This window comes from Cognatishimia maritima (assembly GCF_900129685.1).
GTDB lineage: Bacteria > Pseudomonadota > Alphaproteobacteria > Rhodobacterales > Rhodobacteraceae > Cognatishimia > Cognatishimia maritima.
Map to the genome: position 1 here is coordinate 213,657 of NZ_FQWM01000001.1, position 18,475 is coordinate 232,131.

Annotated in this window: 19 protein-coding genes and 4 tRNA genes; 7 read left to right on the forward strand and 16 right to left on the reverse strand. The window is 54.8% G+C overall.

Annotation, left to right across the window (positions count from 1 at the left end; all coding sequences use genetic code 11):
• Positions 1-93 precede the first annotated feature (93 nt).
• Positions 94-170, forward strand: a tRNA-Ile gene (locus BUA39_RS01060).
• A gap of 22 nt (positions 171-192) precedes the next feature.
• Here the strand turns inward: BUA39_RS01060 and BUA39_RS01065 are convergent.
• On the reverse strand, positions 193-1,506 hold the full coding sequence (locus tag BUA39_RS01065; RefSeq protein ID WP_072789644.1) for an ATP-binding protein: 1,314 nt from the start codon (positions 1,504-1,506) through the stop codon (positions 193-195).
• 40 nt (positions 1,507-1,546) lie between these two features.
• Here BUA39_RS01065 and BUA39_RS01070 point away from each other — a divergent pair, with 40 nt between their 5' ends.
• From BUA39_RS01070 to BUA39_RS01080, 3 genes are all read left to right on the forward strand, one after another.
• Entirely contained in the window at positions 1,547-2,461 is a 915-nt protein-coding gene (locus BUA39_RS01070) for an MBL fold metallo-hydrolase (protein ID WP_072789647.1), read from the forward strand.
• Positions 2,462-2,541: 80 nt separating this feature from the next.
• A tRNA-Asn gene (locus BUA39_RS01075) sits at positions 2,542-2,616 on the forward strand.
• Between the two features lie 21 nt (positions 2,617-2,637).
• Positions 2,638-2,712, forward strand: a tRNA-Asn gene (locus BUA39_RS01080).
• Positions 2,713-2,731: 19 nt separating this feature from the next.
• Here the strand turns inward: BUA39_RS01080 and BUA39_RS01085 are convergent.
• A complete protein-coding gene (locus BUA39_RS01085; protein WP_072789650.1) occupies positions 2,732-4,279 on the reverse strand; it encodes a helicase HerA-like domain-containing protein in 1,548 nt (515 codons plus the stop codon).
• 420 nt (positions 4,280-4,699) lie between these two features.
• Between BUA39_RS01085 and BUA39_RS01090 the strand changes: the two genes are divergently transcribed.
• The gene (locus BUA39_RS01090) at positions 4,700-5,251 is read left to right on the forward strand and encodes an invasion associated locus B family protein (RefSeq protein WP_072789652.1); all 552 of its coding nucleotides are present in this window, start codon (positions 4,700-4,702) and stop codon (positions 5,249-5,251) included.
• 68 nt (positions 5,252-5,319) lie between these two features.
• Here the strand turns inward: BUA39_RS01090 and BUA39_RS01095 are convergent, their stop codons facing one another.
• The 4 genes from BUA39_RS01095 to BUA39_RS01110 are packed head-to-tail and all read right to left on the reverse strand — an operon-like array spanning position 5,320 to position 9,576.
• A complete protein-coding gene (locus BUA39_RS01095; protein WP_072789655.1) occupies positions 5,320-6,528 on the reverse strand; it encodes a beta-ketoacyl-[acyl-carrier-protein] synthase family protein in 1,209 nt (402 codons plus the stop codon).
• A gap of 34 nt (positions 6,529-6,562) precedes the next feature.
• On the reverse strand, positions 6,563-6,820 hold the full coding sequence (locus tag BUA39_RS01100; RefSeq protein ID WP_072789659.1) for an acyl carrier protein: 258 nt from the start codon (positions 6,818-6,820) through the stop codon (positions 6,563-6,565).
• A gap of 33 nt (positions 6,821-6,853) precedes the next feature.
• On the reverse strand, positions 6,854-7,945 hold the full coding sequence (locus BUA39_RS01105; RefSeq protein ID WP_072789662.1) for a UDP-3-O-(3-hydroxymyristoyl)glucosamine N-acyltransferase: 1,092 nt from the start codon (positions 7,943-7,945) through the stop codon (positions 6,854-6,856).
• A gap of 26 nt (positions 7,946-7,971) precedes the next feature.
• Complete coding sequence (locus BUA39_RS01110; protein ID WP_072791643.1) at positions 7,972-9,576, reverse strand: L,D-transpeptidase family protein; 1,605 nt, start codon at positions 9,574-9,576, stop codon at positions 7,972-7,974.
• A gap of 314 nt (positions 9,577-9,890) precedes the next feature.
• Here BUA39_RS01110 and mepK point away from each other — a divergent pair, with 314 nt between their 5' ends.
• The gene (gene mepK, locus BUA39_RS01115; protein WP_072789665.1) at positions 9,891-10,460 is read left to right on the forward strand and encodes a peptidoglycan L,D-endopeptidase MepK; all 570 of its coding nucleotides are present in this window, start codon (positions 9,891-9,893) and stop codon (positions 10,458-10,460) included.
• Between the two features lie 52 nt (positions 10,461-10,512).
• Here mepK and BUA39_RS17050 read toward each other — a convergent pair whose 3' ends face one another.
• Complete coding sequence (locus tag BUA39_RS17050; protein WP_341349515.1) at positions 10,513-10,962, reverse strand: glycine zipper 2TM domain-containing protein; 450 nt, start codon at positions 10,960-10,962, stop codon at positions 10,513-10,515.
• A 131-nt stretch (positions 10,963-11,093) separates the two neighbouring features.
• Between BUA39_RS17050 and BUA39_RS01125 the strand changes: the two genes are divergently transcribed.
• Positions 11,094-11,609, forward strand: coding sequence for a hypothetical protein (locus tag BUA39_RS01125; RefSeq protein ID WP_072789671.1), 516 nt, complete (start codon positions 11,094-11,096; stop codon positions 11,607-11,609).
• A gap of 155 nt (positions 11,610-11,764) precedes the next feature.
• On the opposite strand, the gene BUA39_RS01130 is transcribed toward BUA39_RS01125, so the two are convergent.
• The 9 genes from BUA39_RS01130 to sufB all read right to left on the reverse strand — a co-directional run bounded on the left by BUA39_RS01130 (position 11,765) and on the right by sufB (position 18,468).
• Positions 11,765-11,841 (reverse strand) — tRNA-Arg (locus BUA39_RS01130).
• A 68-nt stretch (positions 11,842-11,909) separates the two neighbouring features.
• Positions 11,910-13,130 carry a cysteine desulfurase gene (locus BUA39_RS01135; protein WP_072789675.1) on the reverse strand — a complete coding sequence of 407 codons (1,221 nt, stop codon included), beginning with the start codon at positions 13,128-13,130 and terminating at the stop codon, positions 11,910-11,912.
• Between the two features lie 5 nt (positions 13,131-13,135).
• Positions 13,136-13,699 carry a YIP1 family protein gene (locus BUA39_RS01140; protein ID WP_072789678.1) on the reverse strand — a complete coding sequence of 188 codons (564 nt, stop codon included), beginning with the start codon at positions 13,697-13,699 and terminating at the stop codon, positions 13,136-13,138.
• 3 nt (positions 13,700-13,702) lie between these two features.
• Positions 13,703-14,185: a YIP1 family protein gene (locus BUA39_RS01145; protein WP_072789681.1), complete on the reverse strand. Its 483-nt coding sequence runs from the start codon at positions 14,183-14,185 to the stop codon at positions 13,703-13,705.
• Entirely contained in the window at positions 14,185-15,471 is a 1,287-nt protein-coding gene (locus BUA39_RS01150; RefSeq protein WP_072789684.1) for a SufB/SufD family protein, read from the reverse strand. The genes BUA39_RS01145 and BUA39_RS01150 overlap by 1 nt, the downstream gene beginning before the upstream one ends.
• Entirely contained in the window at positions 15,471-16,226 is a 756-nt protein-coding gene (gene sufC / locus BUA39_RS01155) for a Fe-S cluster assembly ATPase SufC (RefSeq protein ID WP_072791645.1), read from the reverse strand. The genes BUA39_RS01150 and sufC overlap by 1 nt, the downstream gene beginning before the upstream one ends.
• Before the next feature lie 202 nt (positions 16,227-16,428).
• The gene (locus BUA39_RS01160; RefSeq protein WP_072789687.1) at positions 16,429-16,743 is read right to left on the reverse strand and encodes a heavy metal-binding domain-containing protein; all 315 of its coding nucleotides are present in this window, start codon (positions 16,741-16,743) and stop codon (positions 16,429-16,431) included.
• A 1-nt stretch (position 16,744) separates the two neighbouring features.
• Positions 16,745-16,945: a hypothetical protein gene (locus BUA39_RS01165; RefSeq protein ID WP_072789690.1), complete on the reverse strand. Its 201-nt coding sequence runs from the start codon at positions 16,943-16,945 to the stop codon at positions 16,745-16,747.
• Positions 16,945-18,468, reverse strand: a complete 1,524-nt coding sequence (sufB, locus tag BUA39_RS01170; RefSeq protein WP_072789693.1) for a Fe-S cluster assembly protein SufB — start codon at positions 18,466-18,468, stop codon at positions 16,945-16,947. Before sufB ends, BUA39_RS01165 begins: the two co-directional genes overlap by 1 nt.
• Between the last annotated feature and the right edge of the window lie 7 nt (positions 18,469-18,475).

The window sequence follows — 18,475 nt, forward strand, 5'->3', positions numbered from 1 at the left end:
AAAAGGGCAACGGTGTGTGCACATCCCACCCCATTTTTGCCGCCAAATCCGCTTGACCCGCCCTGCGGTTGACCTTAGCACTACCGCCACGGTGGGCCTGTAGCTCAATTGGTTAGAGCAGAGCGCTCATAACGCTTTGGTTGCGGGTTCAAGTCCTGCCGGGCCTACCAGATTTTCCTTCACCGAACACCACTAGACTGCGATCACAATGTCTGCGCGCAAGCCGCCGAGTTTTTCGCTGGTTTCCAGACGCAAAACGCCCCCATGGGCGCGGGCGGCATCGGCGGCGATGGAGAGGCCCAGCCCTACGCCGCTGCCTTTGTTTTGATTGCGGGCAGGCTCTAGTCGGCTGAATGGTTTCAGCGCTTCCTCGCGTTGATCCTCTGGGATGCCTGGTCCGTTGTCTTCGACCCGAATGATAACAGAACGTTTCATTTGAATGGCGCTGATCTCGACGATCTCACCATAGCGCAAGGCGTTATTGATCAGGTTTTCAATCGCGCGCTTTAGCACCATCTTCTTGATCATCAAAGGCATTGAGATATCGCAGGAGGAAACGGTCACGCGTTCTTCTCTTTGATTAAATCCGTCGGCGATATCTTTGAAGAACGGGCAAAAATCGGTTTCTTCAGGGGTAACATCGCTGGCGCCGCGCGCGAAGCTTAGGAATTCATCCAGCATGCGCTGCATGTCATCGACATCACGTTCCAAGGGCGCGCGGTCTTCTTCGTCCAAGAACGAAAGCCCCAGTCGCATGCGAGTCAGGGGCGTGCGCAGGTCGTGGCTAACGCCGGACAGCAACATTGTGCGCTGTTCAATCTGGCGTTCGATGCGGGCGCGCATGTCGAGGAACGCGCCGCCTGCGGCACGGACCTCTAACGCCCCGGCCGGAGAGTACGGCACGTGACGCCCACGTCCGAACGCCTCTGCCGCCGCTGCTAGGCGGGTGATTGGGCGCAGTTGGTTGCGCAGGTAGACAAACGCGATCAGTGTCATCAGCACCCCGAAGAACACCATATTGACCAGCAATTGGTGCGGGTTTGTGGCTGACACACGGGCGCGATTAAAGGCGAGCAGCGCAGTACCAAATCGCGTCTCTGCAAACACTTTTGTTTCGCGATCATTGGGCAGTTGCACGGCCTGCACCTCAGGCAATTGGTCGTGCAATACCCTTGCTACGACGAGACCCGAGAAATCAAACCACCGGCGCTGCGGCTCAAGCGTCGCCTCTGGCGCAAACTGAACCGCGATTTCTAGCTCTGCCAGCGTTTCCGCCACGCTTTCAATTGCCGCCGGTTGCGAAGGCGCTTCGTCTATCTGGCGCAGCACCAGCCGCAATTCATTGGACAGGCTTCGCGTCATCTGGGTTGTCACGCCCTCGAAATGGCGTTGAATAAAGACAACGGAAACCACCAGTTGTAGGGTCACAACAGGCAAGATCAGGATCAGCGCGGCGCGGCCATATAGCCCACGGGGCACGTATTGTTTGAGCCAAGCAAAGGTCATGCGCTAAACCTAGCCGCGAAATAAGCAGGAAGGAAACAGGATGTCGGGGCGAAGCCAAGAAAACCCACCGAAAGTTGGGCAACCTGTAGAGCTTGAAACCGGGCTGCGCGCGATCCTTGCCCCGAACCCCTCGCCCATGACCTATTGGGGCACGAATACTTATCTTCTGGGTGCGCAACGACTGACCGTGATCGACCCGGGACCAGAGAGCGCCCCGCACCTAAAGGCGATTCTGAACGCGGTGCAGCCAGACCAGACCATCACGCAGATTGTGGTGACCCACAGCCATAAAGACCACTCTCCGCTTGCAGCAGTTTTGCAGCGCGAAACGGGTGCCGAAATCATAGGTTTTGGCGATTCATTCGCAGGGCGCAGTGATGTGATGAAGGCGCTTGAAACGACAGCAGAGATCGGGGGCGGTGAAGGCGTTGACTGGAACTTTGCGCCAGACCGTACCGTGGCGGATGGCGATATGATCGACGTTGACGGTGGCAAACTGCGCGTCATTCACACACCCGGGCATATGGGAAATCACATTTGCCTTGCTTGGCGGGATGCCTGTTTCACTGGCGATCATATCATGGGCTGGGCAAGTTCGCTTGTCTCTCCGCCTGACGGTGATTTGACCGATTTCATGGCCTCCTGTGATCGTTTGTCTACGACAGACTGGCGTGTCTTTTACTCTGGCCACGGTGCGCCAATTCACGACCCAAACGCGCGGCTCGACTGGCTGATTGCACACCGGCGCTCACGAGAAATGGAAATTCTGACGCAGCTTAGGAACGGCCCTGCCACTGCCGAAGCCCTTGCACGCGCGATATACGTGGACGTGAATCCGAAGCTTTTGCGCGCGGCCCAACGCAATGTCTTGGCGCATCTGATCGACCTAGCGGGCCGCGGGCTTGCCGCAACAAGTCAACCCTTTGAAATGGAAGCAATATTTGAAGCCGTCTAAAAAAGACCCGCGAAAACGAAAAAAATGTAACACGCCCTCTGGACGGCGAAAATTTCGTTAGCTATACGATCCCTCGTTGTTCCGGCGTAGCTCAGCGGTAGAGCAGTTGACTGTTAATCAATTGGTCGTAGGTTCGATCCCTACCGCCGGAGCCAACAAAAACCCTACGCATTTGTTCCGGCGTAGCTCAGCGGTAGAGCAGTTGACTGTTAATCAATTGGTCGTAGGTTCGATCCCTACCGCCGGAGCCAAATGTGGGTTTTGACAGGTTCAACGCCCCTTGAATAATCCACCCAGAATGCCACGCACAAGTTTGCGTCCGGTGGTGCCGGTCAGTTCTTTGACGACCATTTGAGTCATCTGTTCCCCAAAGGTTTTTTGCGATCCGCGCCCCACGCGGCGGCTGGTGGATTTGCCGACCCGAGACCCGTTGTAGCGCCGACCGGAAGCAAATTCGCGATCCGGTGCGCTCATATTGTCTTCTTTCGCTTCCAAACGTTCGGCGTCCTCTGCTGCCTGTTCAGCACGTGATTTCAGGATTTCAAAAGCAGACCGGCGGTCGACCGTGTCACGATATTTTGTGTCCAGGTCGCTGGCGGCCATGACATCATTGCGTAGGGCATCTGAAATTGGTCCCAATTGCGAGGACGGGGGACGGATTAGGGTGCGTTCCACAATACTTGGGACGCCCTTTTTCAAAAGCGTCGATGTCACCGCTTCCCCGACGCCGACGTCGCGAATGGCCTCTTCTGTCGAAAAGCGTGGGTTGTCGCGATAGGTCTCCGCCGCTAAGCGCAGGTCTTTGCGGTCCTTGGCGGTGAAAGCGCGCAAGGCGTGCTGCACACGGTTACCAAGCTGGCCCAAGATATCTTCGGGCACATCCGCAGGGTTTTGCGTGATGAAATAGACGCCAACGCCTTTGGAACGGATCAGACGGGCCACCTGTTCGACCTTATCAACAAGCGCTTTTGGGGCGTCATCAAACAGGAGATGCGCCTCATCAAAGAAAAATACCAGCTTGGGTTTATCGGGGTCGCCGACTTCGGGCAGGTCTTCGAACAACTCGCTTAGCAACCACAAGAGGAAGGTCGCATAAAGCCGCGGTGAGGCCATCAACTTGTCTGCGGCAAGGATATTGACCTGCCCTCGCCCGGTGTCTGTTGTGCGGATCAGGTCCCTTAGGTCCAGCGCCGGTTCGCCAAAAAACTCTGCCGCGCCTTGGTTCTCTAGCACCATCAACCGGCGTTGAATGGCCCCAATGGATTGTACAGAAATATTTCCATAGCGCAGCGATAGATCTTTGCGATTCTCCCCAACCCAGACCAGCAATGACTGTAGGTCTTTCAGATCTAAAAGCGGCAGCCCCTCTTCGTCCGCCAAGCGGAAGGCGATATTAAGGATGCCTTCTTGCGCCTCGGACAGTTCCAAAAGACGAGAGATCAGCAGCGGTCCCATTTCGGAAACCGTGGTGCGGATCGGGTGGCCCTTTTTGCCGAAGAGGTCCCAGAATGTGACTGGAAAGCTTTCATAACTGTAGTCGGTGAAGCCAATCGTTTCCGCGCGGCTGGTGAACGCCTCATGCAGTTTGAAATCAGCGGAGCCTGACCCCGCAAGACCCGACAGATCGCCTTTCACATCCGCCAAAAACACGGGAACGCCTGCGTTGCTGAACCCTTCGGCCATAATTTGCAGTGTGACGGTTTTGCCGGTGCCTGTCGCACCTGCAATCAGCCCGTGGCGGTTGGCGTATTTCAGGTTGAGGAACTGTTGCGTGGCATAGTCTTCGCCACCTCCGCCCAGAAAGATCGAATTTTCCAAGGGTTCCCTCCGTCTCGAAATCACTTTGTGTCGCTCTGATCGCCACAACAGTGCCAATCTCGTCGACAAATACAACGCAAATTGCTGTTTATATGGGATTTTCAGGGCCATCGACCCTCCTATCCCAAATTGTGAAGAAAAAATGACCAAAGACCGTTGACCGATGCGGAGATTCGTCCTAGCGTCCGAAACACAAAATAAGTCGGCCAGTCCGACGGGGAGAAAAAAGTTAAAAAGGGGCCTCTGGCCCCTTTTTCTTTTGCCAGCGTTCTTTGCGCGCTGCCGGGCCACTTCCATGATTTGTGTTGGTCGTCTCACCGGCAATTTCTTGCAGAGCACCTTATGCGCACCCGAAATCCACCCTGACACTCTGCCCCAGACATGATAACTGCTGGGGCGACAGTAAGGGTTTGGAAAAACATGATTAACAAGATCAAGAACCACCTGGCCGCGGCAATTATTGCGCTGCCGACCGCAATCCTCGCGCAGGAGCAGGCGCCTGCAACCGGAGATCTGGCCCAGGGGCAACCCGTTGTACCAGAAATCACCAGCGAAACCTTTGGCGACTGGACCGTAAATTGCCAAGCGCTTGAAACCGGTGAGCGCTGCCAGATGTATCAGCTCTTAAAGAACCAGGACGGTGACGCGGTGATCGAGGTGAATCTGTTCCGTGTCGTTGACCAGCCAGCGGTGTTTGCCGGCGGCTCTATCGTTGCACCATTGGAAACCTTGCTTCCGCCGCAGCTGACAATCGCAATCGATGATGGGGCTGGTAAACGCTATCCTTTTGCCTTTTGTTTGGTCAAAGGCTGCGTGTCACGTGTGGGTCTGACCGAAGAAGACGTCAACGCCTACAAACGCGGCGCGAAAGCGTCGGTTGCGATTGTTCCAGCAGTCGCACCAGACCAGGTTGTTGTGGTGGATATGTCGCTTACAGGATTCACGGCTGCTTTTGACCGCATCAGCCAGTAATAGATTCATGCGCCACATGAAAAAGCCCTTCCAAGATGTTGGGAGGGCTTTGTTTTTCCGGATATGATTTAGATCGCGCGTAGCGCAAGCACCGCGTTTAAGCCACCAAAAGCAAAGGCGTTGGACAGCACAGCGTCAACCTTGGCTTCGCGGGCCTCGTTTGGAACAACGTCCAGCGCACATTCTGGGTCTGGCTCCTCATAGCCAATGGTCGGTGCAATCACGCCTTCCTTCAGCGCCATGATACAGGCCAAAAGTTCGACCGCGCCGGTTCCCCCGATCAGATGCCCGTGCATCGATTTCGTTGAACTGATCATCAGACTGTCCGCATGGCGTCCAAACACATCCGCCACGGCCGCACATTCCGTTTTGTCGTTTGCTGCGGTACCGGTGCCGTGTGCATTGATATAGCCAACGTCCGAAGGGTTGAGTTTGGCGTCTCTCAAAGCACCAGAAATTGCCCGCGCAGCCCCTTGTTTAGAGGGCATTACGATATCACTTGCATCTGAGCTCATCGCGAAACCGGAAACCTCGGCGAGGATCTCGGCCCCTCGTGCCTTGGCGTGTTCGTATTCTTCAAACACAAACACCCCAGCGCCCTCGCCTTGGACCATGCCATTGCGGTTGGCAGAGAACGGCCGACAGCCGTCTTTGGACATCACGCGCAGCCCTTCCCAGGCCTTTACACCGCCAAAGCACAGCATGCTTTCAGACCCGCCTGTTACCATGACCGGTGCCATGCCGCTGCGCACCATCTGAAAGGCTTGGCTCATGGCGTGGTTGGAACTTGCGCAGGCTGTTGCGACAGTAAACGACGGCCCTTTGAGGTTGAATTCCATAGAAATATGGCTGGCCGCCGCGTTGTTCATCAGCTTGGGTACCACAAACGGGTGAACACGGTTTTTGCCTTCTTCGTAAACATTGCGGTAGTTTTCATCGAGCGTTTGCATACCGCCACCCGAGGTGCCAAGAACCACGCCCGATTTCGCGGCCATTTCGCCAGAAAACTCCAATCCCGATTGCGCCACGGCCTCGCGCGCTGCGATCAGGGCGAATTGAGTGAAACGATCATAAAGCGCCAATTGCTGCCGGTTAAACGTTGTGCAGGCGTCAAAGCCCTGCACCTGCCCACCAATTTTGATTGTAAGCCGGTCAACGTCCTTCATTTCCAAAGGACCGATGCCGCATTTGCCTTCTTTCATGGCCGCCCATGTCTCGGCAACGGTGTGGCCCAAGGCGTTGATTGTCCCGGCCCCGGTGATCACGACACGATTCATAGCAGTTTACTTTCAGGAGTTTGTCGGCAGCGGATCAAGCTTGCTCCGCCACCAGTTTTTCAATGCCTGCAATAATGGAGGCAACCGAAGAGATATCAAAATCGCTTTCGGTGGGTTCATTGGCGTTGAAAGGAACAGAGATGTCAAACGCCTCTTCAATGGCAAAAATGCTTTCGACCAAACCGAGGCTGTCGATGCCCAGATCTTCAAGCGTGCTCTCCATGGTGACGTCGGATGTTTCTAACACTGCCTGCTCGGCAATGATCTCAATAACCTTGTCTTTGACGCTCATTCTGTCTTCCTTTCGCCAGACTTAACGGTTGATTTAGTCTTTCGTCGGCAAATTTAAAATAGCTTTCTTCAACTCAGCTATGTCTTTCGCCAGACGTGGCAACCTTCGCAAGCCTTTATAGGCTTCAATATGTGTTTCCATTTTGGTGGCTGGATAGCCCAGCATGGCGCGTCCTGAGGGCACGTTCGACAGAACCATAGACCCTCCTCCTGTGACCACATTGTCCCCAATGGTCAAGTTGTCCGCGACGCCGGTTTGACCGCCGAGCACGGTGTTATTCCCGATATGTGTCGATCCTGCGACACCAACTTGCCCGCACAGCAAACAGTTCTCTCCGATCACAACGTTATGGCCGACCTGCACCAGATTATCGATTTTGGTACCGCTGCCGATCCGTGTGTCGCGAATGGTGCCGCGGTCGATCGTGGTATTGGCACCGATTTCCACGTTGTCTCCGATGGTCACAGACCCCACGCTGTGGATGCGCACCCAAGATTGGCTGTCTTGTGTTACGTCTTTGCCAAGGCTTTCACGTGCGGTTTCGACGTGGTTTTTCTCTGGCGTGACAAATGAAAACCCGTCGCCACCGATACGTGCGCCCGATTGGCACCAGAAGTCATCGCCAATGCTAACTCGCGCCAGCAGGCTGACGTGATCTCGTAGCACCGCGTTCGCCCCCAAGGTGACATCGAGACCAATATAGCACTGTGCGCCGATCTGGCAGTTGTCGCCGATGCGTGCGCCTGCCTCAATAACGGCCAGCGGGCCGACAGAGACGTTTTGGCCAATCGTCGCTTTGGGATCGACGACCGCGCTAGGGTGGATGCCAACTGCCGCCCCGTGACCAAGATCAAACTGACGGGTCAGCGTCGCCATTGCGAAACGCGCGCGCGGGACTGTGATCGCAGCTTTCAAGCCGAGCGCCTGCCAATCCGCCCCCTCCCAAAGGACGGCAGCTTGGGCGTCGCCCATGGGCAAGCTTTCGGCAAACTTGGGGCTTAGGGCCAAGGCGAGGTCATCCCTGCCCGCTGCAGCAGGCTCTGCCAGCCCGTTGACCATAAGATCAGAGGCTCCACGGGCAACTGCCCCCAGAGCCTCTGCGATTTCTTTTATGGTATAAGCCATATAACCCCCAAAACTTAGGGCGCTATTTAGCCACGAACGCTGGCCAAAGCCACCCCTTCGTTTTCTAGGGCCTTCCAGATCTTTGCGTCACGACCATAGATGTCGCGGCGGAATTGGATCGGGCCTTTCGCTTGTGTAAAGGCAGTCCGGTACATGATGTGGACTGGTACGTGTTGTTCCAGATTTACCTGCGTTTCGCGGCCAGTTTCCAAATGCCCATGGAAAACTCCCTTTGGGTTGCTCGTCTGCTTGGAAAGCAGTTCATAAGCAAACTCAAACGGTTTCTGCAGGCGGATACATCCATGGCTATAGGCGCGGGTCTCACGTGAGAACAGGTTCTTTGCAGGCGTATCGTGCAGGTAGATATTGTAGCGGTTCGGGAACATGAACTTCACCAGACCCAAAGCGTTGGAGCGGCTGGGCGGTTGTTTGATGTCAAACGGGAAGTTTGCCTGAGTGAATTGCGTAAAATCAGTCCCATCGCGGCTGACCACACGCCCCGCCTCATCATAGAGTTTCAAGTGCTTGACGGAATTTGGGTTTTTCTTAAGCATAGGGAGATATTCCTTGGTCGCAATCGAACGCGGAACATTCCACGTTGGATTGATCACCATATGCTCCATCGTGTCCGAAAATTCCGGGCTAACACGATCATGGATATTTGCGCCGATAACTGTTCGTGTCCGAAACGTTTCTTTGCCATTGTCCATGATTACTGCCGAAAAATCTGTCAGGTTCACCATGATGTGGCGCTTGCCGCGAGGCATATTTGTCCAGCGTTCCCGCTCCATCGCGACGATAATCGACTGAATCCGCTCCTCAACTGAGGTGTTCAGCGCGGCCAAAGTTCCATCGCCCGCAACCCCATCTGGGTTCAGACCGTGGTTCAATTGGAATTGTTGCACTGCTTTTTGCAGTGTTCCATCAAAGGTGCTGCTTGCGTTGCGCTTCAAATAGCCCATGCGGATCAGGCGGTCGCGCATCTGCACAACGCCGACCCCGCTGTCACCCGGTTCGAGACGGCTGGCCGCAACTTTCGCTCCATAGCCACCTTTAGACATCAGCTTTTCAAGCTGCATCTTCTCTTTCATCAGGCGCGTATACTCGGGTGTCTGCGGTGGCAGCGATTCCATGAACTTGCGCGGAGAGCTTTTCACAAAGTTTTCGAGGTAAGATTTCCGGGCGCGATAAGGCACTTTGCGCACGATGTTGGCATCAACTCTTTTCGGTGTCAGCATGCCCGTCTGCACATCGCGGGCATATTGAAGGAAGGTCTTGGAAAGTGCGACTTCGACCTGACCGAGGTCCCGTGTCGTTTTTGCGGCTTTCAGCTGCGCCATCAGTTGTTCGGTTTTGTACCGGCGCGTGCTGAGCCCGTGCATCTCGACATCGCTCAAAGCTGCAAACAACGCTTTGCGCCGTTCGCGTGCCTCTTTGCCGCGACCTGTCCAGATCGGTTCATACCCCGCATCGCGATAATAGGCCGCGAGGTCAGAATCACCCTGCGCCGATTCCGCAATCGACTGCTTCAAAGCTGTGACCTGAGCAAGGCCAGGGGTTGCGTTCAGACTGGCAAAAACAACAAATAAGAGAAAGGCCAACGCTTTCGACAGGCCTTGGGTACCACGCATTTCCATATCCTCAATTCGTGCACGAATGTATTGATCAATGTATTTTTCTAGGTGTGCGGGGGCAAAAGTCCATTCACATTTTGCTGAAAACAAAGATCATTTCCACGTTGATGCATCCCTGCATCGTGTTAACCGAGCTTTAACCCGCTGCCGCACATTTGCGCAAAATTCCGCGCAAATACTTTGCTTTTGGGGTCATTGTAAATCTTTTGCTTGGTGCGCGAATCCTGTTGTGACATAAGTGCCTCACATCTGGGGATAACATACTCACACAACGTTGTGGGGCAGGTAAGCGACGGGACAGGCGCAATACTATGACGACCGACGGCTCTTCGAGCATCACGCGGCGTGGCGTGTTAGGTGCATTTGCAGCTACGGCCATTACAGCCGCACCGACATTCTCAAATGCAGCAGGCTTCCTTCGTGGCAGCGGCGACATTCGGCGCCTTCGGATGTATTCCGGGCGCACTGGTGAAAGCATCGATACGATCTATTGGATCGAAGGTGACTACATCAAAGAAGCGATCAAAGAGATCAACTATTTCATGCGCGACTGGCGCACGGATAGCGTTAAGAACATCGACATTCGGACCCTAGACATCATGGCCGCATCCCATAATTTGCTGGATGCCGGTGACCCATACATGATGCTGTCCGGGTATCGCAGCCCCCAGACCAATAGCATGTTGCGCAGCCGATCGCGTGGCGTTGCCAAGAACTCTCTGCATATGCAGGGACAGGCGGCGGATTTGCGACTAGGATCACGCTCGGTCAATCAAATCGCCAAGGCCGCGGCAGCCTGTCGTGCAGGCGGCGTCGGTCGCTATTCCGGATCAAATTTCGTTCACATGGATTGCGGACCGGTTCGGACTTGGGGTCGCTAAGACCCCGACAGGATTATGCCGGGGTCATCGAGCAGCTTACACTGAATACCTATTAGGATGGACAGGCGGCAACATATTGGTTGCCGTAGCGATCCGTGTAGATGCACTGGCCAGGTTCATTGGCTTTGCCGACATAATTCCCGGCAGCCGCGCCAACCGCACCACCAATAATGGCACCTTGAAGCTTATCATCATCGCCCGAAACGCTTGCACCGATTGCCGCACCAGCGGCAGCGCCTGCAAGCGTAGATTGTTCTGTTGTGGTCTGACAGGCGGCGACCGACACGACAATTGGCAATACTAGAGCATACTTTTTCATTGGTTTCCCTCTGGTTGCTTCAAACACACAACGTTGGCAGACCCATTTGGTTCCAGAATTCTGAAAACTTCTTCTGGGTCGAAAAAGTACACTACGTGTGACCACCTCGATCAGTTTGAATTCTCCCGGCGAACGTGCCGCTTGTATCTGTGCAGTAATATAAAGCATCCAAGTCAGCGGCATGTCGCCGATCTTTTGATTTTGCTTTGAACAGAGGGAACCGAAGGCACCGCGCCGGGTTTTCCCCCTGAATGCCTTGGCGGCTGAAACGGTGTTTTGGACGCTCGGGGTATGGCAAATGGAAAGGAAAGAACATGAATAAGCTACGTACCACCGCAATTGCACTCGCGACTGTCGCAACAGCAGCGATGGCACAGGCCAACACAATTACCGTTGCCGAAATCGACGTCAAAAGCGACCTGTCAGACTTTGCCAACAGCAACGCACTGGAGTACTGGCCTGACATCGACAAAGACTTGAACGAAGCGCTGATGAAGCACGTCGAATACAAAGATGAACCCTTCGGTGACCGTTTGGTCGTCAAGATCAGCGACGTCAGCTTGAACGGCAACCCAATGCTGCCGCAAACGGGTGAGTTCAACCGCCTAGAAGGCGCTGTGGTTCTTTATGACTATGCAGAGCCGTCCCGCAATGGCGATGAAAACGACACGACGATCAAAGCCATTCACAGCTTCCCGCTGAGCATTTCTGCCGTTGCTGGCGATACAGCGGTGCCAGCGGCGACTATCGTGATCCCGCCGTCCAAGGATGACTTCTACACCGCACTGGTGGAAGGCTTTGCCTTGGCTGCTGTTGATAACCTGAAATAACGGTTTTCAGGGCAAGTTACTCTTTACTTGGCGCCGCGCGAACATTCGCGCGGCGTTTCTCATGGGTGAAAGCCGCTTTGAATCCCGCATAATGGATGATCAAGTGGCCAATAAGGATCAGGCACCCATGATTAACGTCTAAGGTATTGATTTTATGGCGCACCTGAGAGGATTCGAACCTCTGGCCTCTGCCTTCGGAGGGCAGCGCTCTATCCAGCTGAGCTACAGGTGCGTAGGGCCGTTATAGCCCGAGGAAATTTCGCCGCAAGCGTGAAAAAGACTTGCGGCGCAATAAGCTGGCTAGGCCAGTAATTCATGCGCGAGCTCTAGCGCGTTGACCAATACGTCGATTTCTTCGGTCGTGTTGTACATCCCGAATGACGCGCGGCAGGTCGCGCTGACACCGAGGTGATCCATCAGTGGACCGGCACAGTGGTGCCCCGCCCTGACCGCCACGCCGCGCTTGTCGAGGATCGTGGAAATGTCATGTGCGTGCGCCGCGCCTTGTAAGGTCATGCTAAAAATCGCGGCTTTGCCGGGGGCGTTGCCCTGGATATTCAGCCAATTCAGCCCATTGAATTTCGCGGCTGCGTAGTCCCGCAATGCACTTTCGTGCGCGGCGATGTTCTGCATTCCGACATCCATCAGATACTCTAGCGCGACGCCCAAACCGATGGTCTGAACGATGCCGGGCGTACCAGCTTCGAACTTCATCGGGGGATCATTATAGATCACCGCATCTTTGCTGACCTCTTTGATCATATCGCCGCCGCCGATAAAGGGGCGCATTTCAGCCATGCGGTCTTTTTTCACATAGGTCGCGCCAGAGCCTGAGGGACCATAAAGTTTGTGGCCCGTAATCGCATAGAAATCGCAGCCGATGTCCTGAACATTCACGGGCGCATGGACCGCGCCTTGCGAGCCATCAACCAAGACAGGAATGCCTCGCGCATGTGCTTCTTGCGTGATCGTTTTCACATCGACCATCGTGCCCAGCACGTTGGAGCATTGTGTGATCGCGACCAACTTTGTTTTTGGCCCCATGGAGTCAATCACAGCCTGCGGATCAAGGCTGCCGTCAGCGGCCACATCGACCCATTTCAGAACCACACCCTGACGTTCGCGCAGGAAATGCCATGGTACGATATTGGCGTGGTGCTCCATGACACTCAGCAGGATTTCATCCCCTGCTTCTAACCGGGGCATGGCCCAGCCATAGGCAACCATATTGATGCCTTCGGTGGTGCCTGAATTCAGCACGATCTCATCTTCAGAGGCCGCGCCAAGAAACTTGGCAATGGTGCCGCGCACGCTTTCATATTTTTCCGTCGCGAGATTGCTAAGGAAGTGCAAGCCGCGATGCACATTCGCATATTCGTTGGCGTAGGCATTGGTGATCGCGTCAATCACAACTTGCGGCTTTTGGGCCGAAGCCCCGTTGTCGAGATAGACCAGCGGTTTGCCATTCACTTCACGCGCCAGAATGGGAAAATCTGCGCGAATTTTTTGCACATCATACATATTGATTACTCGACGACACCCAGCCCGGCGACTGAGAAAAGGATGGAGAGAACGACGGTCAGGCCAAGAAACGAAAACAGCAGGTTGGCGGTGGATTTCCCAAGGGAATCAAACCCCTGCGCCTCATTCATAAAGTTCAATAAGATCCAGATCCCGTAAAGGCTGGCGACCATCATCACGACATTGGCAAGGCTTGGGATAAAGAGCATCAAGCCAAAGCCGATGACTTGCACGGCAAAACGCATGTATTGCAACCAAGTCACCAGAACGAGGACGTCGTCAAAACTGGCGGCACCGCCGATGAATTTTCCTGCATAGAACAGAGAGCCTGCGCCAACGATCATAATGACAAACAAAAGCGTTGCCATCGTTACTGGCGATAGGATTTCAAAGATCGGCGATTGCGTGAAAGGAAAGACCAGCGCCGTGATGAAAAACGCAATGGCATTCAAAACGGAGGCCAAAGCTAATGCGGCCCAAGTCTCTGAACGCGCCAGCTGCAGACCCAGCAGCCGACTGGCCGCTGTGCGTGGCACATAGATCGTATCAAGAAACAGTTGCTTCCACATGGCTCAGTCCGCTTTATTGCGCGCGACCGAAAGCCCCGCAATCCAGAACACAAAGAACGCCACCAGCCATATCAAGCTGACGAGGTTGTTCAAGAGACCGGGGCCAATAAAGCCCGCGACAAGCCCTTGAAACAAGATCACCGGACTGCCCGCCAGCAAGGCCCAGAACAGTGCCATACGGGCGCGGTAGCCAGTGGTTCCGCCAAATCCTTTCAGGACCAATTGTGTGACAAAGGCGATCGCATAAAAAAACAGAGGCGCCATAAACACCCAGCCCATAAGCGCCCCGCCAATCAGGGGCATGATGTCTGTTTCGCTCAGATGCGCCTCGCGCGACAGGCGCGGCCATTGGGCAACGAAAATCACGATACAGGCTGCCATCAGGATCGCCAAAGCGCGATCCTCTCGTGGGCCGTTGGCCTGCCGCCTTACGGCGACAGATTTAGGCCGACGGTAGGTCGCCAGAATGTCTTGCGTGATTGACATCAGCCGCGACGACGCTCCAACCAGCCTTCTAGGCGGGTTAGGATACAGTCTGCCAGCGCTTCGTTTTCAATCTCTTCCACGGCTTCCGCCAAAAACGCGAGCGTCATCAGGTCGGTCGCGATGTCCTTGGGGACACCACGCGCGCGCAGATAGAACAACCCATCTTCGTCAATCGCACCAGAGGTCGAGCCATGCGAACAGGCGACGTCATCCGCGTAGATTTCAAGCTCAGGCTTGGCGAGGAACTGGCTGTCCTCATCCAGCAGAAGCGATTGGCTGATCTGATAGCCGTCAGTCTTCTGAGCACCCGGTTTCACGAGGATTTTGCCCTGGAAAACACCCGTCGCCCCATTGCGCAGCACCTTTTTGAAAACCTGACGGCTTTCGCAGGCGACGGCGTCATGGGTGACAAAGACCGTATCGTCGTGGTGAAAATCGCCGTCTCCGACGCAGGCACCGGCGACATGGGCGATGGCATCGTCGCCCGTTAGTTCCAGTACACATTCATTGCGCGTCAGAACACCGTTTACGGTCAGTGTGAAGGACTTAAAGCTGCTTTCTGTACCGAGACGCCCGAAAATATGCGTCGCCGCGCGACGCTCATGATCGCGGCCCTGCGCGCGCACATGGTTGAACGCAGCTTTGTCAGCAACATACACTTCCAGCACCTTGTTGAACCGCGCTGCGGCCGGACCATTTTCCAGCAAAGTGAGGGATGCTCCCTCCTCCAGTTTGATCACATGGTGCAAAATTGCGTCAGAGTTTTCGTCTTCGTGCTTATAGAAAAAGCTAATCGGACGAGAGACTTGGCCAGTGACGCGAATGATGATCCCATCTTCGGCAAGGGCAGTGTTCAAGGCGGCAAGCGGGCGCTGAACCGGCGTTTGGCCGTTCGCTTCTAGCTGACCATAAAGCTCTTTGGCCCAATGGATATCTTTGTTCACGATGTCAGACAGACATTCGATTGTCAGCCCTTCGCCCTCAAGATCGTCGGATTGATCGGCATCAAAAATGCCATCGACAAAGACAACCTTTAGGCGGTCGATATCGTCAAACATCGGCGCTTCACCATGTTCAAATGGTGCCGCAGGAATGACATCTTGCGCGGTCAGAGTGTCCGGACGGGTGTATTTCCAATATTCGTCACGACGGTGTGGCAAACCATTTTCGATAACGCGCGCCATGGCGGCGTCGCGGATCGCGGTGATCCACACTGCCCCGGCTGGGACGGAAATCCCGTCCAGCAGCGCAGCTGTCGCTTCCTGTTTCTGTTGCAAAAAGCCCATTACGCCATCTCCGCCAAGATGTCTGCGTAGCCGTTGTTTTCGACTTCCAGGGCCAGTTCTGGGCCACCGGTTTTCACAATACGACCGTCTGCCATAATGTGCACAACGTCTGGTTTGATGTGATCCAGCAGACGTTGGTAGTGGGTGATCACTAGGAAGCCACGGCCTGCGTCGCGCAGCGCGTTCACGCCCTCTGACACCAGTTTCATGGCATCGACGTCCAGACCAGAGTCCGTTTCGTCAAGGATGCACATCTTTGGTTCCAGCATCGCCATCTGCAGAATTTCGTTGCGTTTCTTTTCACCGCCAGAGAAGCCAACGTTGACCGGGCGTTTCAGCATATCGGCGTCGATCTTCAGCGTTTTTGCCTTGGCGCGGATCACTTTCAGGAAGTCCGCAGCAGACATTTCTTCTTCGCCACGCGCCTTGCGTTGCGCGTTCACGGCCGTGCGCAGGAAGGTCATGTTGCCAACGCCGGGAATTTCCACCGGGTATTGGAACGCAAGGAAAAGCCCCAGCGCCGCACGCTCTTCGGCTTCGAGTTCCAGCAGGTCTTCGCCACCCAAAGTCGCCGAACCCTCTGTTACTTCATAGCCATCGCGACCAGACAGGACGTAAGACAATGTCGATTTGCCGGAACCGTTTGGCCCCATGATCGCATGCACTTTGCCAGCTCCGACCGTCAGGTCAACGCCCTTCAGGATTTGCTTATCTTCGTCTTCAAGTTTGACCTTCAGGCCTTTGATTTCCAACATGTTATTTTCCTCATCCGCCCGCGCGTCGGCGGTCATCTCTTGATTAGTATTTGGGCCACAACAGACCCTAGAAACCCGCTGACGAAACTGGTCGTCAGCACTTGTGTATTCGTTAGCATCGGGGCGATCTGGCTGATCACGAAAGCAAAACCGGCACAGAAAAGACCGGTCGTGCAGGCTGCCATGATCATCGCCCGAACCATCAGCCCAGCACCACCGCTGTGCCAGAGGCCGAGACCATCAGCATGGATTGACCGACCACTTCGTAGTCCAAATCCACGCCGACAACCGCATTTGCCCCTTTGGACAGCGCACGTTCTTCCAACTCACGCAGAGCGGTGTCGCGCGCATCCTGCAGCTTGCTTTCGTAAGCCCCTGAACGCCCGCCGACTATATCGGTGATCGAGGCAAAGACATCGCGCACAACGTTTGCGCCCATTATGGCCTCGCCCACGACAATGCCGCGGTATTCGGTGATTTTACGTCCTTCGACGGAATTGGTGGTGGTGATAATCATCTCAGCTTCCAATCCAATTGATAAACATCATAATGGCCATACAGACCGCCCCAACCAGCGCGGAGGTTACAAAGACCGATCCGCCGATCAGACCCTCGCTATTGCCTTTACGTTTGCGAATGCTCAGGCCGATGAGGCAACCGATGGTCATCCCGACGCCTACCCCAAGGGATTGCTGCATAAGTTGCTGAATGGTTTCCATTAACCCACAGATCCCTCAAGGCTAATTGCAACCAATTGCTGCGCCTCCATGGCGAATTCCATCGGCAGCGCCTGCAGCACTTCCTTGGCGAAACCGTTCACGATCAGGGCAACAGCCTCTTCTTCGTCCATGCCACGCTGGCGGCAGTAGAACATTTGCTCGTCATCCACCTTGGATGTCGTTGCTTCGTGCTCCACACGCGAGCTATTGTTCTTCACCTCAATATACGGAACGGTGTGCGCTCCGCATTTATCGCCAATCAGCAAACTGTCACATTGCGTGTAATTGCGTGAATTCTTGGCTTTCGGGTGCATCGATACCAGACCACGGTAGGTGTTCTGCGCCACACCAGCGGAGATGCCTTTCGACACAATGCGCGACTTGGTGTTTTTGCCCAAGTGGATCATCTTTGTACCAGTATCGGCCTGCTGGTGGTTGTTGGCGATGGCGATGGAATAGAACTCGCCTTGGCTGTCATCCCCACGCAGGATGCAGGATGGGTATTTCCACGTCACGGCAGAACCGGTTTCAACCTGTGTCCACATCACCTTCGCGCGGTCGCCCCGGCAATCGGCGCGTTTGGTCACGAAGTTATAGATGCCGCCTTTGCCGTTTTCATCACCGGGGAACCAGTTTTGAACGGTGGAGTATTTCACCTCTGCATCTTCTTCGATGATGATTTCAACCACGGCCGCGTGCAGCTGCGCTGTGTCGCGTTGTGGTGCAGTGCAACCCTCTAAGTAACTGACATAGCTGCCTTTATCGGCGATGATCAATGTGCGTTCGAACTGGCCAGTGTTTTCTGCATTGATGCGGAAATAGGTCGACAGCTCCATCGGGCAGCGCACACCCGGTGGGATGTAAACGAAAGACCCGTCAGAGAAGACGGCGCTGTTCAGCGTGGCATAGAAGTTGTCAGAGACCGGCACGACCGACCCAAGGTATTTCTTGACCAGCTCTGGGTGCTCTTTGATGGCTTCGCTGATCGAGCAGAAGATCACGCCAGCCTTTTTCAGTTCGGCTTGGAAGGTTGTGCCAACAGAGACAGAGTCAAATACCGCATCAACGGCCACCTTGCGGCCTTCGGCTGGTGCGTCCTCGGCGCCTTCGACGCCAGCCAAAATCATCTGTTCTTTCAATGGGATGCCCAGTTTCTGGTAGGTTTCCAACAGCTTTGGGTCAACGTCATCCAGCGACTTGGGCTTTTCTTCCATGCTCTTTGGACGGGCGTAGTAATACTGGTCCTGAAAGTCGATCTCTGGATAGTTGACCATCGCCCACTTGGGTTCTTCCTTGGTCAGCCAACGCTTGAACGCTTCCAGCCGCCAATCGGTCATCCATTCAGGTTCTTCATTCTTTTCAGAAATCAGACGCACGATGTCTTCGTTCAGACCTTTCGGAGCGTACTCCATCTCGATCTCGGTTTCCCAACCGTATTTGTACTTGCCACCGACTTCACGAACCGCGTCGACCGTCTCCTGATCAACGCCTTCTTTGACGTCTGTGTGTTCCATCGTGGCCATCTGCGTC